A 15,238-nucleotide genomic window follows, 5' to 3' on the forward strand; every position below is an offset into this window, starting at 1 on the left:
GATCTCCATTTCCTTTTGATTGTCCTTCTAGTATGATGGTAGTAAATAATCTGACATTTCAAAAGAAACAGTTCCAAATATTTTAACATGTCAAGGTGGTGCCTTATGGACGATTTTATCTTTCTATTAACAGAAAAAGAGGCAAAATATAAGCAAGTGTACCAGCAAATTAAAGCACTTATTACGCAAGGTACACTTCAAACAGATGATTCCTTGCCCTCCATACGAAAACTTGCAGAAACTTTACAGGTCAGTCGTAATACTACATTAACCGCTTATGAACAGCTTGTGGCAGAAGGATACATACGTGGGGAGGGACGAAAAGGCTATTTCGTCAATGCGCTAGAGCAGGTTTTTCTACAGGAGCAGGAACCGCCTCTTATATTACAGCCAAAAAGAAAGACTGCATCATACCTCGTAGATTTTCGTGCAGGGGCGGTCGATCAGCAACATTTTCCCATGAAAACATGGCGCCAAATTGCCAATCAAGTATTACAGGAATCAACATGTTACGAATACGGAGAACTGTTTGGAGAATCAGTGCTAAAGGAGCAGCTTGTGCCGTATTTACTGCAAGCAAGAGGGGTTTATACAACGAGCGACAATATCATCATTGGTAGTAGCACACAGCAAATGCTCTTGTATCTTGGCTTTTTACTAAAGGATTCTTTCCCAAGCATTCTTTTGGAAGACCCTGGCTATAATGGTGCACGTGAGGCCTTCCAGTTACATCACTTCGAAATAGAGTCACTACCTGTAAGGGAAACAGGAGCTCAACTTGACATACTCCAAAACTGTCAATCACGCTTAATGTATGTCACCCCATCACATCATTTCCCATACGGTGTGTCCATGTCTATTCAGCAGCGACAGACCTTAATACAATGGGCTCAACAAGTCGATGGTTATATTCTAGAGGATGATTATGATGGAGAGTTTCGCTATACGCAACAGCCATTTCCTGCCCTTGCCTCCATCGATTCATCAAGGGTAATCTATCTCGGCACCTTCTCCAAATCGTTTTTACCAGGTGTGCGTTTAAGCTATATGGTGCTACCAAATACACTTGTTCAGCCCTATAAAGAGCGTTTTGCTCATTTTGAACAAAATGCTTCGTCCCTCCATCAACGCACAATGGCCCAATTTATGGCGCAGGGAGAATGGACACGCCATATTAAACGAATGCGTTTGACCTATAAACAAAAAATGCAACACCTTGTGCAGGAGCTACAACGACATTTTGGTCAGCAAATAGCCGTGTTAGGCGAGCAATCAGGCCTATATGTATTAGTGAAGATAAAGTCTTCACTTTCCGAGCAGCAGTTAATCCAAAGAGCGGCGACTTATGGTGTAAAGGTTTATCCGACAAGTCCCTTTTTTATCCATCAAACAAATGAGGAACCCATGCTGCAATTAGGCTTTAGTAAATTAACGCTGGAAGAAATCAAGCTGGGCATCGAGCTGTTAAAAGAGGCGTGGCAGCCATAACCGTCAACGTTATGGCTCTTACCCCCATACCACTTAAAAATAATCAATAAATGTTGGGATACCTACTGGTAAAACCGCCTCGAGCAATGCAATTTCCTCTGCACGTCCCTGTAATCGTTCAATTCTTTCTAAATAGGTTGGACGTTTATAGCCTAACAGCATGGTCGCCAATGTTTGCACCGTTAAATGCACAGCATTCGCGTTTAACGTCTCACTTACCTTTTGCACAGAAAGGTTTCCATCTTTCATTTTGATGATGTACGTACCATTATTCCACGCAACAGTACGATCACTGACAGCTAGCTGGAGCTCGAAATTCTGACCGACAAATGGATAGCGCAGTAAAAATTCTTTGACATCGACGATTCTTGCCATGAAATATGGCGATACCTTTTGAATGATCTCACTATCCTCTAATAGAAAGGCTACCGCTTCATTTCCGGTTGTTTTCCCGTAGACATTGTAGACCATCGAGCTGTGAGCCGAGACGAAATTCCATAAACCTTTACGAGCCTCTTCCTGCAAATAAACGATTTCATCAATGTAATAATTTTCCTCCATAATACGATAGAACATGTAGCCCTGTGCCACATCTTCTTCATCATAGTAGACCGCTGCCTGAAGGTTCACATCACTATCTATAAATTTCTCCTCCCAGAAATCCTCCTGAAATTTCTCGTTCCAGGCAATACTATTGCGCACCATTACCCCATGCGTCTTCTGCGCATAGCGTGAGTATATATCCACCACATCCTCATGCTTCGGATCAACTCTGCGAATTTTCCCATTTAGCCCAGCATAATGAGGAAGCTGTGTATCCTTCACTTGAAACTCCACAATATCACTCATAATTTCCCATCCCTTTTTGCGGTAATAAGGAATAGAATATGGAAATAAATAGGATATATACTGTCCTTCATTTCGCATACTTTGCAGACTTTCAATGATCAAGCTCTCCATTAAGCCATGCCCTGAATATTCAGGGTATGTCCCAACTGCTGTGATGCCACCCATTTCATAAATCTTGCCATGCACATTCACCTCAAAAGGCAAACTTAAAATTTGCGATACAAGCTGTGAACCATCAAACCACCCGATAGCATGCCCTTCATTAAATTGCCTACTCTTCGCATTCACAAAGCGACGATCCTTGTGAATGGACATTGACATTTGAAAGACATAATTCAGTAAATCAATGGACTGTGCCATTTCATCTAATCGAATTTCTCGCATGATTAAGCCTTTTCGTTGATTCATGATTCCCTCTCCTCATCAAATAACTCTCTTAATATCGACTGTGGTGCATCTAAAAAACGTTTGGTCACAATATAATGAATTGTATCCTCATAGCGAATGGATTCAATTTCTCCTTGATCAAAACTATAAATCGTTGCATTCGGATAGCCAAGCAAAATGGGTGAGTGTGTAGCAATAATAAATTGTGCCTCATGCTCAAGGTCCTTCATTATTTTCAGCAAGCTCAGCTGCCTCGTTGGAGACAATGCTGCCTCAGGCTCATCCAATAAATAAATGGCTTTCCCCTTAAAGCGATTCATAAATAACGCAAGAAAGGATTCACCATGAGATTGATGATGTAGCGATTTCCCACCAAAAGCGTTATATCTCCTTGGATCTTCTATCAAATCAATATGACTGGCAAATTGATAAAATGTTTCTGATCGAAGAAAAAACCCATTCGAAATTTTCGGCAGCCACGACAAACGGATATATTCCCCCAATGAAGATTCCGCCTTATGTACTTCATATAAATTTTGACGACCGCCACCAGCCGTATTGAAATCGCAGCGATCAGCAATCGCCTCAAGTAATGTTGATTTCCCAGAACCATTTTCCCCAACAAAGAACGTCACATTTGTTGGGAATTCTAGCTCATGCAAATCCTGCAAGCTTGGTATATTAAAAGGATACTCCTGTTTATTGGGAATCGTATCCTGTAACACCTTACATGATTTTAAATACATTTCATTTCCTCCCTAATCTTATTATAGCGAACATCCCCCTAGCTGAAACGTATTCCACCCACCTGTTTGATTAAAATGTCACCTTTTTATGTATCCATTCGAACCAGCCACCACATAAATAGCCTAAAACAGCTTACGAAGTCCCTACCATTTTCACAATTCGCTATGAGATATTTCCCGAGAAATAAATAAAAAACATGTCGAAAGTTGCAATTTCCAAAGGTAAAAACATGTCATATTTTTGATTTTCTGATAAAATAAGCGGACATTGACCTCCTCTCTAACTGATTAAGTGAATGATTTCCCTGCAACATGCAGTAGTGTTTTCCATTGCAATTTATTTCGCTGTAGCTTGCTGATCAATTCTCTTAAATAAGCAAGTTGCCCCTCATTCCATGATTACCTTGGATTTTTTTCTGGAAAGGGTTGCCTCTCTATTATGATCACCTAGGGTTCCTTTCTGAGCGGGTTTTCTCTCTTTATGATCACCTAGACTTCCTTTCTGAGCGGGTTGTCTACCTTTTTGATCACTTAGACTTCCTTTCTGAGCGGGTTGTCTACCTTTTTGATCACTTAGAAATCCTTCTTGAGCGCGGATTCCCTCACTTGATGTTCACCTTTAACATTTTTCATCACTCTTCAGCGTCTTCCACCATCTCCAAAGTTCTAACTATTATCCCTCGCTCATAAATTGAGTAACAATCAAAAGTCAGAAGGAGAATCGCGATGTTTGTGACTCATTATTATGAAAACAAGACGTCCGTTTTAAGTCAATTGCTCGTCAAGCTACCTACTGTGGAAGAGGATATTCGCATTAAAGGGCGCAAGGCAAAGGTGTTGGAGGTACTTCAAGTCGATGACAACAATTTTCATGTAAAGATATTGTTCGAAAAAATCCCTAAAAAGCAGCCTCTTAAAGAGCTTGGAAAGAAAAAGAGATAGTCGACTAAAACATGTTTATTCCATTAAATTTCGGGAATAAAATAGGCAAGGATTGCGAATCATTCTCATCTTAAATTTCTTCAAGCATATCCGTTGACTTTTTAATTGATAACAATTATCATTATCAATAGATTATTTCTTTTCTCCAAATTGCTTTATTCAGAATCCCCCTCTTTTTTGAATAAGCATGTATCAAACGGATATTCTTACATCAGACTAAGAGTATCCGTTTTTATCTGTACATGAGGAAAATTTTACATACTAAAGGAGCTGTTTTGACATGGATTATCGTATTGAAAAAGACACTATGGGTGAAATTAAAGTACCTGCCAATAAAATTTGGGGCGCGCAAACACAGCGCAGTAAAGAAAATTTCCAAATTGGTACGGAACAAATGCCAATCGAGCTTGTGCAAGCTATGACAATCCTAAAGAAAAGTGCAGCGATTGCGAATAATAAACTAGGCAAACTTTCTGATATTAAAGCAAATGCCATCGTGCAGGCTGCAGATGAAATTTTAAATGGTCAATGGGACGATCAATTCCCTCTTGTGGTTTGGCAAACTGGTAGTGGTACCCAATCCAATATGAATGTAAATGAAGTCATTGCTCACCGTGCGAATCAACTATTAGAGGATGCTGGTGAAGCGGACCGTATTCATCCAAATGATGATGTCAATAAATCTCAAAGCTCAAATGATACCTTCCCAACAGCATTGCATATTGCGGCTGTCTTAAAAGTGGAAGATTATTTATTACCAAGATTACGTTTACTAAAAGCAACCTTGGAAGATAAAGCAGCTCAATTTAAAGACATTATTAAAATTGGTCGTACGCATTTACAGGACGCGACACCTCTTACATTAGGTCAAGAAATTAGCGGCTGGGCAGCTATGCTGGCAAAATCAGAGCATATGATTATCCAAAATATTGACTATATGAAGGAGCTTGCAATTGGTGGAACAGCGGTCGGTACAGGAATCAATGCTCACCCTGAATTTGGTGATCGTGTGGCTGAGGAAATTAGTGTGCTAACAGGCAAACAATTTACATCAGCTGCAAATAAATTCCATGCCCTAACGAGTCATGATGAAGCAGTTGTAGCACATGGTGCATTAAAGGCTTTAGCGGCTGATTTAATGAAAATTGCCAATGACGTTCGCTGGCTAGCAAGTGGCCCTCGTTCAGGTATTGGTGAAATTACGATCCCAGAAAACGAACCAGGCTCTTCCATTATGCCAGGTAAAGTAAACCCTACTCAAAGTGAAGCAATGACAATGGTTGTCACACAAGTAGTTGGGAATGACGCAACAATTGCCTTCGCCGCTTCTCAAGGTAACTTTGAATTAAACGTCTTTAAACCAGTCATCATTTACAACTTCTTACAATCAACTCGCCTATTAGCGGATACAATGAAATCATTTAACGACCATTGTGCGGTAGGTATTGAACCAAACAAAGAGGTACTCGATCATAATTTACAAAATTCATTAATGCTTGTAACGGCATTAAACCCATATATTGGCTATGAAAACGCAGCAAAAATCGCAAAACAGGCCCACAAAGAAGGCACGACCTTAAAGGCAGCAGCCATCGCAAGTGGCTTACTTACAGAAGAACAGTTCGACGAATATGTAGACCCAGCAACAATGATTTATCCGAATGTAAAATAATGAGAGCGACCATAAAAAGATTGAGGCTAATGGGCTTCAATCTTTTTTGTTTATGGGAAATATCTTTAAGAAAGCAAAAATCGCATTCATGCCAAATAGCTTCCTAATTATCCTCCATTACAGATGCTTATAACAAGTTAAAATTCTCTCAGCTTATCTCATTCAGCTTTAAATTAAACGACAATTCATCGTCAATCAAATTATATGTATTACTTTTTTCTTGTTTAGATAATTTAGAGATATAATGATAGTAGTTTGGTAATATTTCAAAATCATAATTTAAATAATCTCGTATTAATTGGTCATCTTGAAATTTTGAAACATCCTCGTCTAACAAATCATGTTTTATTAACTCTTTAGTATTGTTAGTAAAATCAGATACTACGTATGACAGAACATTGTTCTCATATCGTAAGTTTTCAGAAGCACCTGAATAATTTAGTAAAGATAGTAATGTCGCATTATTAAAATTTTGTTGGTCAATTAAAGTTGAAACCTCCATTAAGTAAATCGATTCAAGGTGGTCATGATAAGGATTTTCTATATCTACTCCATTATACATTGCTTGTTTCTCAAAGGGTCTTATTCTCCCAGTTTTTAACAGTAATAAGTGACTATGATTGCTTAGATAGATGTTTTTGGACGTATCTAATCTAAGTAAATTATCTCCGTTTGGAAGGTAAGGATTTAATCGTTTTATCTCTCCTGTTGAAGTGTTTACCAAAAAAATACATTGATAAAAAGGACGTCCATAGTTCATTTCTCTTTTCGTAATAAAATACAACAAATATTGATGATTGAGGTAAATTAACTTGGAATAATAGCTTTCCTCCTTAAGTTCTTCAGAAGAAAAATAATTGTTTAAGTCTAATGTTATTGCATTGATTTGACTGAATGTTTGAAGATTAATTCTATGAAAGTTTATGCTATTATTAGCTTTTAGACTAAAACAAAATTCATTATTCACAGTATCCAAAGCAAACTCGTCATAGTGGGTGTCGAATCGTTGGTTGTTTTTGATCGTGCCGTTTTTTAAATTAATCTCACAATGCGCAATACTAGCATGTTCTAATAAAATAGCTTCAAACTCTTCTTTAACTTGATTTGTAGGAATTAGTTGTTTATTACTCAAAAATATCCCCCCTGATAAATCTATTTTACTTTTACTCCTTACCGGCCTCTGAATAAAGAAGTTTTTCGAGTTCGTCCACCTTGTTCCCGTCTAATTGGTGTGTGAGCCCGAATGTTTCACCCTTGCCATCGTTATTGATAATTACGTTGAGATCGTGAAGTAATTCAGTAAAATACTTGAAACATTTAGTTAATTCTCCATAGAACTCAGCTGTATCAAGACCTTGTTGTTTTTCTACCGATATCACATAATCCAGATGTCCCATCAAAATCTGCAGTACATTTAAATTTTCAAAATCCTTTTGAAGGTCTTCCCCTTGAACCCTAAAATATAGCATTTCCTTCGTGAGACGATCTGCCCTTAGATAATATTCGTCAACATCTGTTGTTTTGTTAATATCTTGGGCATGATAGGCAATCCATGCTTCCAACGTTGGTTCAATCTCATAGTTATTGAAGTCTTCAGGGGTTGATACATCATTCCAAATTTTCGAAGGGTTTACTGCTGCTACTTGTTTGATTGTTGTTTCTTCTGTTTTTACCTGTTCCCCTTTCGTTTCTCCTTCCTCGGTACAACCTATTAACAATCCACTTATCAATAGTCCTGTCAATACAACATTTAAGAGCTTCATCTCTCTCACTCCTCTTTAGAAGGTTAGCCATTTATTATAATAATACCTTACACTAGTTAATTTTTATAATATTTCCCATTTAATAGTTACGTTTAACATGGCTGATTCTCTATGTATCTCGCAGTAATGGCAAAATTAAAAGCCACCCTCATGATGAGTGCGACTTTCCTAACCTCCTAAAATTCACTTTTCAATAGGGAAAAGATAGCGAGATCTACATACTTTCCTTTTTCAAATTCATGTTGCCTCAAAAGGCCCTCTTGAGAAAAATTTAATTTCTCTACTAGTTTAATAGATGCTGTGTTTTCTGGTTCTATTTTTGCTTCGATTTTATTGATTCCCATGGATGTAAAGGCAAAATGGATAATCGCGTTTAAAGCCTCTTGCATCACACCCTTCCCCCAATAATCAGGGTTTAAATCATAGCCAATTTCTATACGATTATGCTCTTTTTCATAATTCAAATAGCCACATGTGCCAATCACTTTGTTGGTCTGAATTTCTTCGATTACCCATCTTAAGCCTTTTTGTTCTTTGAAAATTTTCTCATACCAATTGATCTCATCAATAGCATCTTCAACTGAAGCAAACAATGGTAATGGCAGGTACTTCACTACATTTTCATTAGAATAAAGTCTCAAAATATCTTGGCGGTCATCCATTTTTCCTTTTCGTAAAATAAAGCGATCTGTTTCCAATTGAGGAAAAACAGTAAATTCGAATTGTGTATGCATACTACTCCCCTTTTCACCATTTATTAGCATTTTACTATTGAATCATAACACAAGAATCTCTCATACTCTCTTTTACTGCTATTACAAATCCATCGTTATTATAGTAAATTGATTACAACCAAATAGCACCAACTCCGTCTAATAATTGAAAGGGTGTGGAGGATGCTTGAACATGCGAGAACATCAATAGAAGTTAGCAGTGAATGTAGTAAGGAGGAGAGGCTTGAATGGTTGATGAAGGCATATGGAGATGACATAGCACGTCTTGCCTTTACGTATATGAAGCACAAGCAGCTTTCGGAAGATATTGCGCAAGAAGTATTTATAAAGTGCTATGAGCATTTAGATAATTTCAGGAATGAATCTTCCTATAAAACATGGTTATATCGAATTACTGTCAATCTATGTAAAGATAGATTAAAAAGCTGGTCTTATCGAAATATTGTGCTGACAGAATTTTTCTCAAAAATTAAGAGTACAATTGAATCCCCTGAGTTGGAATTAGTCGGACAGGAGGAAAAACGATTGCTTTCTGAAAAGATTCTTGCTCTACCAATACGTTACCGAGAACTCATTATTTTATATTATTATGAAGAGCTGCCCTATAACCAAATAGCTGATTTGTTAGATTTGCGTTTACAAACCATTAAGTCTCGACTTCATAGGGCTCGCCTTTTGCTCAAAAAATCAATGGAGGGGTGCAAGATGAATGAATGATATGTTTAAAAATATAGGCAAGGCATTGGATGACACGGCATTCAAGGACATTCATTTTAATGAGAAACAGAAAGAAAAAGTAAGGCAGAGGCTTCGAAAAGGTCACAAGAAGCAGCCCCAATTTCAATCCATTTTCAATCATTTGTTACCTATAGCTGTCATTGTTTTTTTTCTTATAGGGGCTAGCTATTTTATGGTCACGGAGCTGACAGAACAACCAGTTGCTAAGGGAGACCGTTCACAAGAACCTACAATGGAAACTACTCTTTATCATCCCCCGATCCAAGAAGAATTTTATGGGGATATGACGAAAGAGGATGTCGTGAGTAAATTATTAAATTCGATCGATTATTTTCACTCAGCAGCTGGAAAATTTGAAGAACATAGAATTTCTCAAGACGGTTCCACTAGAACATTGGGTGTTACTTATAAAGTAAGTACCAAAAAAGAAGTTGGAGGCTATGAAAAGATAATCGCTTTAGATGATAACACGACGGGAATCAAGAACGATACACAGGAGTACTTTTATAACAACAGAAAGAGCTGGTTAAAATATACAGCACTTAATGGACAAAAAGTTTATACAGTTAGTGAAACGAAACAGAAATCAAAACGAGACATAGTTACTCCTGAGCAAGCTTTTAGTATTGACTTGAAATATCCGCCTATTTCATATAATAAATTGAGAGAAAGACCTTCATTTGGAAGTTCAAGTATGTCGTTGTTCGCTTATGAGAAAGCTGCTAGTTATTTAAGAAATATGGGGCATTGGGAGATTGAAAAACAAAATGAAGCGTTGTTAGGTCATAATACAATCGTATTAGCTGGGAAAATGGATGAAGCGGTGACAAATAATGAAAAGTTAAAAGGGACGACAGAAGCGTTTCGTTTTTGGGTGGATAAAGATACTGGCATTCTCATTAAAAGTGAAACATATGACCAACATGGTGAGCTGACAAGCTATGTTCATCCAGAAAGGCTTGAAGTGAATATATCGATTGACCCTCAAGAATTCATTCCAGACTTAGAGGGTTATCAGCTTCCTAGCAAACAGAAAAAAGATTGAGGCTTATTGCTTCAATCTTTTACTTTAATGAAGGTATTAGTTTCTTAACATCAGCAAACATTTCTCAACTATATCTACCTCTTCTACTGAAAGTTGATCTAACAAAAGTGCCAGTTTTTTCTCATGTTCCTCTCCTTCTTCTCCTATCCAGCAAATGTAGATTTCGCAATAATCTCCTTTGGGAAGGAATTTTTTTAGAAAGTCACATACATGGTGAAAAGTTCTTTTGGCTTTTTCATAGTTATGTGGGGAATACACTTTATTATCGTTATGCATTTGCCAAATGGGCTCTCCCTTTGTTTCGATTTCATATACATAGGGTGTTGTAAAATGCTTTGCCTGTACAATTTGGCGATTCTCTTTTACTGAGAAAAAATAATTTATGTCAACTTCATTTTCTGTATAGTCATCCTGTATTTCAACTGGAAAATTGAAGCCTATATAGGTTGCCATACTCATGTTTTTACTCCTCCTATTAAAAAAACCCTGTAAATGTACAGGGTGTCAGCAACGTAGCTGTTGATAGTGTAAATAGACACGCTTTTGCGTTCGTGCTTCTACGAAATTTTCTTGCATCACCATTTCCTGGGCCACGCTTTGAAGAAATTGCTTGAAGGAAAAAGGCTTCAAACGACGGGTTGTCCGCTTCCTTTTGTGAGGCTTGCTACCGTAGTTGGTCTACCGTGATGGCTGTTGCTTTGATGGTTTGGTGTTGCGGCGGTGTTTTTGGTTCAATAAAGAGCGTTGTGTAATACGCATCCGCAATGACAATCACGTAAATAATGAATAGTAATCGTTTTGTTCAATGGTTCAAAAAAATCATTTCTCCCTTTTTTATAGCTGACAATGAAAACTTATCTACTTATCATACGAGCATTCGATCAAAAGGTTTCAAAAATATTTAAAGGGAGACAAATTTCTGTCTCCCTTACGCCTCTAAGCTTCTGCCACCATCATTTTCCCAGCGATCAATGTCCCAGTGATCCTCATCTTTTTCTCTCCTGATACCCATCGCATTCAATGGAACGAATGACATTTTGTCCCTCACCCTTTTCAAGCGTTCTTCTCTAGTTTATGAAGGGAAAGGGGTTTTCGTTCATCGTAAAATAGGCTTAATTTTAAAGCCTAAGGCAATCGCAGCTCCAATACAGCTAAAAAGACAGCCTAAAATTAAATAAATACTGAGTGTTGATTCGCCAATGACAACTGAAGCGATACCGCCAATCACGGGGAATAACGCAACCATATAGCCACTTTTTGCCCCACCAATTCGTTCGACTAGTTTTAAGTAAAATAACCATGCGAGAAAGGAGGCGATAAGCGTTAAATACAAGAGAGCCGATAGGTAGGTAATGGATTTGGGTATCTCGACTGTTTGTCCCTGTAGCCAAACAATGACACACATGACTGCACTACCCACTGTAAAGCCAATGGCATTCGCATAAACGGGGTTTATCTGCTGCTTGGCATTTCTGGCAGAGCTTGCATCCCCGATGGCTGTCAGGACAGTCCCTACGAAGGCAATCAACACTCCTTTTAACTCGATATTATGTAAAGATGGATAAATCAGCACCCCCACGCCGATGACACCTAAAATACCGCCAATTAAAACACGACGAGGCAATGGCTCCCTGAGAAATATCCGTAGAGCGATGGGTGTTAGTATGACTTTTAATGAAAAAATTAATGTGACAATAGCAGCCGAGCTCCATATCGTCGCATAATACAGCGCTAAATAGCTGAATGCAAAATTACAAACGCCAAAAATGATGATAAAGGGTACATCGCGCTGTTGAGGCTTACCCTGTGGTTTCATGAACCAAGCAAGGATAAAAAATAAAAGGGCTGTCATGACTAAACGATAGGTTAAAGATAATTCTAAACTGACTGGCGTTCCTTGAATTTTGACTGCAATAAAATTAAGACCCCAGACAATCAAACAAAAGATATACATAAAATTTGTCATGCTATTTTAAATTCCTTCTACGATGCTATTCCTGCCATCTTCCCATAATGATCGTGTGATAGAACAAGCCATCTGCAAGGCATTTATCATTTTTCAGAATGCCTTCCACTAAAAAGCCCATTTTTTTATAGAGCTGTATCGCTTTCTCATTGGTTTCTAACACTTCTAGTGCTATTTTGCGAACACCATTGGCATCTGCCCAATCAATGGATTCTTGCAGCAAGGCTTTTCCTATGCCATAGCCCCAAAACTCTTTACTGACACCAACACCAAAGGTTACTTTATGAGCAAGCCTTTTGAGTGGAGAGCCCTCACATCTTGAAAATCCAACGACCCGATCAGCGACAACCGCTACTAAACATAAATTTTTTGGACTTTCGCTATCTTGTTGAATAAGCTGCTCGAAGCCTGCTCGATCTATGAATGCCTCACCCTGTTCACGATCGAAGTTTTCCGTTTCACCGTCTAATTGCAAGCGTAAATCTGATAAGGCTTGGGCATCTTCGCGTCGAGCACAGCGAATTGTATAGGATAGCTCTTTTATCTGAAGCTCTTTCTGATCAAACAGCATGTTGGAATCCTCCAATTGACTGAATACGCACAAAACGATTATGCCAAATGGATTCGTGATGTTGAATAATTTGTGGTGCTGCCAGTACATTACTATCTAAGGTGCTATGTGCATCTTCTATTAAAATATTATGATGGTAGCCATGACTAAAAGCACTACGGATTGTTGTATCAAGACAAAACTCTGTTTGAGCACCCGCGAAAAGCAATTGGTCGATGTGATGCGCTTGTAAATAAGCTGCCAGCTCCGTTTGATAGAAAGCGTCCCACGTTGTTTTTTGAATCACCTGATCCTCCGCCTGTCTATGTAATCCATGATACAGTTCCCAGCCTGGTTGACCTAATGCAAAATCAACATCATCTGCGTCTGTATGCTGAATAAAAATAACGGGTACTTCGTTGCGCCGTGCCCATGTAATGGAGGCATTAATATTTTTGATAATAGCTTCACTGTTCCAAAGATTTTGCTGGCTATCTAGAAAGAAAGCCTCCTGTATATCGATAATGATGAGTGCTTGTTTCATCGAATCCTCCTTTGTGCATCAGTAGTAACTTTTTTAATTGTACAGAAAACGATCTTCCATTAAAAGAAAATTTTGCACAACAAAAAGCACCTTTACAACATCGTAAGGTGCCTCAACTATGTACAGTACCATCTAATACATGCCACTATTAGATGGTGTCATGCGCTTGCATCATTTGATATAGGCTAATGTTTGATAAACTTGGTGAACCGAATGATTAAATGCTTGCTGTTCCTCTTCGTTTAAATGCAATTCAATTACACTTTCAATACCATCTCCCCCTAAAACAACGGGGACACCGATACATGCGTTGTTTACTTGATATTCGCCCTGTAAATACGTAATGATGGGCATTACTTTCCGTTGATCCTTCACAATCGCTTCAATCATTTGGACAATGGCGGCAGCTGGGGCATAGTAAGCACTGCCATTGCCAAGTAGGGCGACAATTTCGCCTCCGCCTTTTCGCGTTCGCTCCACTAGTTGCTCAATCTGTGCTTGTGGCATTAATTTTTCTAATGGTATTCCTCCGACATACGTATAGCGAACGAGTGGCACCATTTCATCGCCATGTCCACCCAAGACGAAGCTTGATATATCCTCGACAGCGAGCTGAAGTGCCTGTGCGATAAAGGTATTAAAGCGCGCTGTATCTAACACACCTGATTGTCCCATGACGCGATTTTTTGGAAAACCCGTTGCTTCCAGACAAACATAGGTCATGGCATCGACAGGGTTACTTAAGACGATAACATAGCTAGTTGGTGCATAACGTTTGATCTGTTCGCTTACCGTGCGGACGATTGCCGCATTTGTATGAATTAAATCCTGTCGTGTCATGCCAGGCTTTCTTGCAATACCTGCCGTGATAACCACAATATCAGCATGAGCGATTTCCTGATAGTTTGAAGTAGCCGTCACCTGTACGTTAAATCTTTCTATTGGTCCCGCTTGGAGAATATCTAATGCCTTCCCTTTCGCAGCACTTTCGAAGTCTGGTAAATCGATTAGCACAATATCCCCGATCTGTTTCTGTGCGACCATTAACGCGACGGTTGCACCTGTATGTCCAGCGCCAATGATAACGATTTTCGGTCGCCTAAAGCTCATCTGCCTCCCCCTCCTAACGACATAGATTCATTGCTAAAGATCCACGACTACTTATCTGCCTGCTCATCCTCTACAAGCTTTGTTTGTTGAGGCTTCTGGCGAGTGCTTGTTTTTTTGGCTGCTGCCTCCGTCGCTTTTGTCGGCTGTGTTTCATCAATAATCGCTGTGAATACTTCATTGGCTGCTCGTGGTATTACATGTGCGCTTAGTAGCTTGCTCGTTCGCGTCGCTGCCGCTTTGCCAGCATCAACCGCAGCCTGTACTGCCCCAACATCTCCCTCAACAATAATGGTTACGATACCACCGTCTACTAGCTCCTGTTTCACTAATTGGACATTGGCTGCTTTTAGCATGGCGTCCGCAGCTTCAATGGAGCCAATCAAGCCATATGTTTCGATCATTCCTATCGCTTCTGTCACTGTGCTCACCTCACGATTCATCTTTGCCATCGATAATGCCAACAACAATGGCATCAATTGGACAAATACTGGTCGTAGAAAAACTTCGTACGGCAGCACTGCCCATTGTTAAAATGACGTTATCCCCAACACCTGCACCTATACGATCTGCAGCAACAATTTGTTCATCACTCAGTTGACCATCCAGCTTTATTGGTTGGATAATGAGTAATTTCAATCCCTGTAGCCCTTCCTCTTTACGTGTTGCCCAAATATTTCCGACCACTGTTCCTATCCGCATACATC

The 15,238-nt window shown here is 38.9% G+C and carries 17 protein-coding genes; 5 read left to right on the plus strand and 12 right to left on the minus strand.

Annotated elements, in window-relative coordinates:
- Positions 1-105 precede the first annotated feature (105 nt).
- Complete coding sequence (gene pdxR / locus CD31_RS21890) at positions 106-1,488, plus strand: MocR-like pyridoxine biosynthesis transcription factor PdxR (protein ID WP_036081243.1); 1,383 nt, start codon at positions 106-108, stop codon at positions 1,486-1,488.
- 33 nt (positions 1,489-1,521) lie between these two features.
- Here the strand turns inward: pdxR and CD31_RS21895 are convergent, their stop codons facing one another.
- Positions 1,522-2,745, minus strand: a complete 1,224-nt coding sequence (locus tag CD31_RS21895) for a GNAT family N-acetyltransferase (RefSeq protein WP_036081246.1) — start codon at positions 2,743-2,745, stop codon at positions 1,522-1,524.
- Complete coding sequence (locus CD31_RS21900) at positions 2,742-3,470, minus strand: AAA family ATPase (protein WP_036081249.1); 729 nt, start codon at positions 3,468-3,470, stop codon at positions 2,742-2,744. The genes CD31_RS21895 and CD31_RS21900 overlap by 4 nt, the downstream gene beginning before the upstream one ends.
- Positions 3,471-4,196: 726 nt before the next feature.
- Between CD31_RS21900 and CD31_RS21905 the strand changes: the two genes are divergently transcribed.
- Both CD31_RS21905 and fumC read left to right on the plus strand, forming a co-directional pair.
- Positions 4,197-4,412, plus strand: coding sequence for a hypothetical protein (locus CD31_RS21905; protein WP_004228943.1), 216 nt, complete (start codon positions 4,197-4,199; stop codon positions 4,410-4,412).
- Between the two features lie 280 nt (positions 4,413-4,692).
- The gene (gene fumC / locus CD31_RS21910) at positions 4,693-6,084 is read left to right on the plus strand and encodes a class II fumarate hydratase (protein ID WP_036081252.1); all 1,392 of its coding nucleotides are present in this window, start codon (positions 4,693-4,695) and stop codon (positions 6,082-6,084) included.
- A 148-nt stretch (positions 6,085-6,232) separates the two neighbouring features.
- Here fumC and CD31_RS21915 read toward each other — a convergent pair whose 3' ends face one another.
- The 3 genes from CD31_RS21915 to CD31_RS21925 form a co-directional block, all read right to left on the minus strand.
- A complete protein-coding gene (locus CD31_RS21915) occupies positions 6,233-7,216 on the minus strand; it encodes a hypothetical protein (RefSeq protein ID WP_036081255.1) in 984 nt (327 codons plus the stop codon).
- A gap of 31 nt (positions 7,217-7,247) precedes the next feature.
- The gene (locus CD31_RS21920; protein ID WP_036081257.1) at positions 7,248-7,847 is read right to left on the minus strand and encodes a hypothetical protein; all 600 of its coding nucleotides are present in this window, start codon (positions 7,845-7,847) and stop codon (positions 7,248-7,250) included.
- Positions 7,848-8,023: 176 nt separating this feature from the next.
- Positions 8,024-8,581 carry a GNAT family N-acetyltransferase gene (locus tag CD31_RS21925; protein ID WP_016995133.1) on the minus strand — a complete coding sequence of 186 codons (558 nt, stop codon included), beginning with the start codon at positions 8,579-8,581 and terminating at the stop codon, positions 8,024-8,026.
- A gap of 162 nt (positions 8,582-8,743) precedes the next feature.
- Between CD31_RS21925 and CD31_RS21930 the strand changes: the two genes are divergently transcribed.
- Both CD31_RS21930 and CD31_RS21935 read left to right on the plus strand, forming a co-directional pair.
- On the plus strand, positions 8,744-9,298 hold the full coding sequence (locus CD31_RS21930) for a sigma-70 family RNA polymerase sigma factor (RefSeq protein WP_036081259.1): 555 nt from the start codon (positions 8,744-8,746) through the stop codon (positions 9,296-9,298).
- On the plus strand, positions 9,291-10,364 hold the full coding sequence (locus CD31_RS21935) for a hypothetical protein (RefSeq protein ID WP_036081262.1): 1,074 nt from the start codon (positions 9,291-9,293) through the stop codon (positions 10,362-10,364). The genes CD31_RS21930 and CD31_RS21935 overlap by 8 nt, the downstream gene beginning before the upstream one ends.
- 36 nt (positions 10,365-10,400) lie before the next feature.
- Here CD31_RS21935 and CD31_RS21940 read toward each other — a convergent pair whose 3' ends face one another.
- The 7 genes from CD31_RS21940 to CD31_RS21970 all read right to left on the minus strand — a co-directional run bounded on the left by CD31_RS21940 (position 10,401) and on the right by CD31_RS21970 (position 15,233).
- Entirely contained in the window at positions 10,401-10,823 is a 423-nt protein-coding gene (locus CD31_RS21940; protein WP_036081265.1) for a hypothetical protein, read from the minus strand.
- 637 nt (positions 10,824-11,460) lie between these two features.
- On the minus strand, positions 11,461-12,330 hold the full coding sequence (locus tag CD31_RS21945; protein WP_036081268.1) for a DMT family transporter: 870 nt from the start codon (positions 12,328-12,330) through the stop codon (positions 11,461-11,463).
- A gap of 25 nt (positions 12,331-12,355) precedes the next feature.
- Positions 12,356-12,901: a GNAT family N-acetyltransferase gene (locus CD31_RS21950; RefSeq protein WP_036081272.1), complete on the minus strand. Its 546-nt coding sequence runs from the start codon at positions 12,899-12,901 to the stop codon at positions 12,356-12,358.
- Complete coding sequence (locus CD31_RS21955; RefSeq protein WP_036081275.1) at positions 12,891-13,424, minus strand: cysteine hydrolase family protein; 534 nt, start codon at positions 13,422-13,424, stop codon at positions 12,891-12,893. The genes CD31_RS21950 and CD31_RS21955 overlap by 11 nt, the downstream gene beginning before the upstream one ends.
- A 171-nt stretch (positions 13,425-13,595) precedes the next feature.
- Positions 13,596-14,534: a malate dehydrogenase gene (gene mdh, locus CD31_RS21960; protein WP_036081278.1), complete on the minus strand. Its 939-nt coding sequence runs from the start codon at positions 14,532-14,534 to the stop codon at positions 13,596-13,598.
- 47 nt (positions 14,535-14,581) lie between these two features.
- Positions 14,582-14,974 (minus strand): BMC domain-containing protein, encoded by a 393-nt coding sequence (locus tag CD31_RS21965; protein WP_036081613.1) that lies wholly within the window; start codon positions 14,972-14,974, stop codon positions 14,582-14,584.
- A complete protein-coding gene (locus CD31_RS21970) occupies positions 14,964-15,233 on the minus strand; it encodes a EutN/CcmL family microcompartment protein (protein WP_036081281.1) in 270 nt (89 codons plus the stop codon). Before CD31_RS21970 ends, CD31_RS21965 begins: the two co-directional genes overlap by 11 nt.
- Positions 15,234-15,238 lie beyond the last annotated feature (5 nt).

The organism is Lysinibacillus boronitolerans JCM 21713 = 10a = NBRC 103108 (genome assembly GCF_000772935.1).
Classification (GTDB): Bacteria; Bacillota; Bacilli; order Bacillales_A; family Planococcaceae; genus Lysinibacillus; species Lysinibacillus boronitolerans.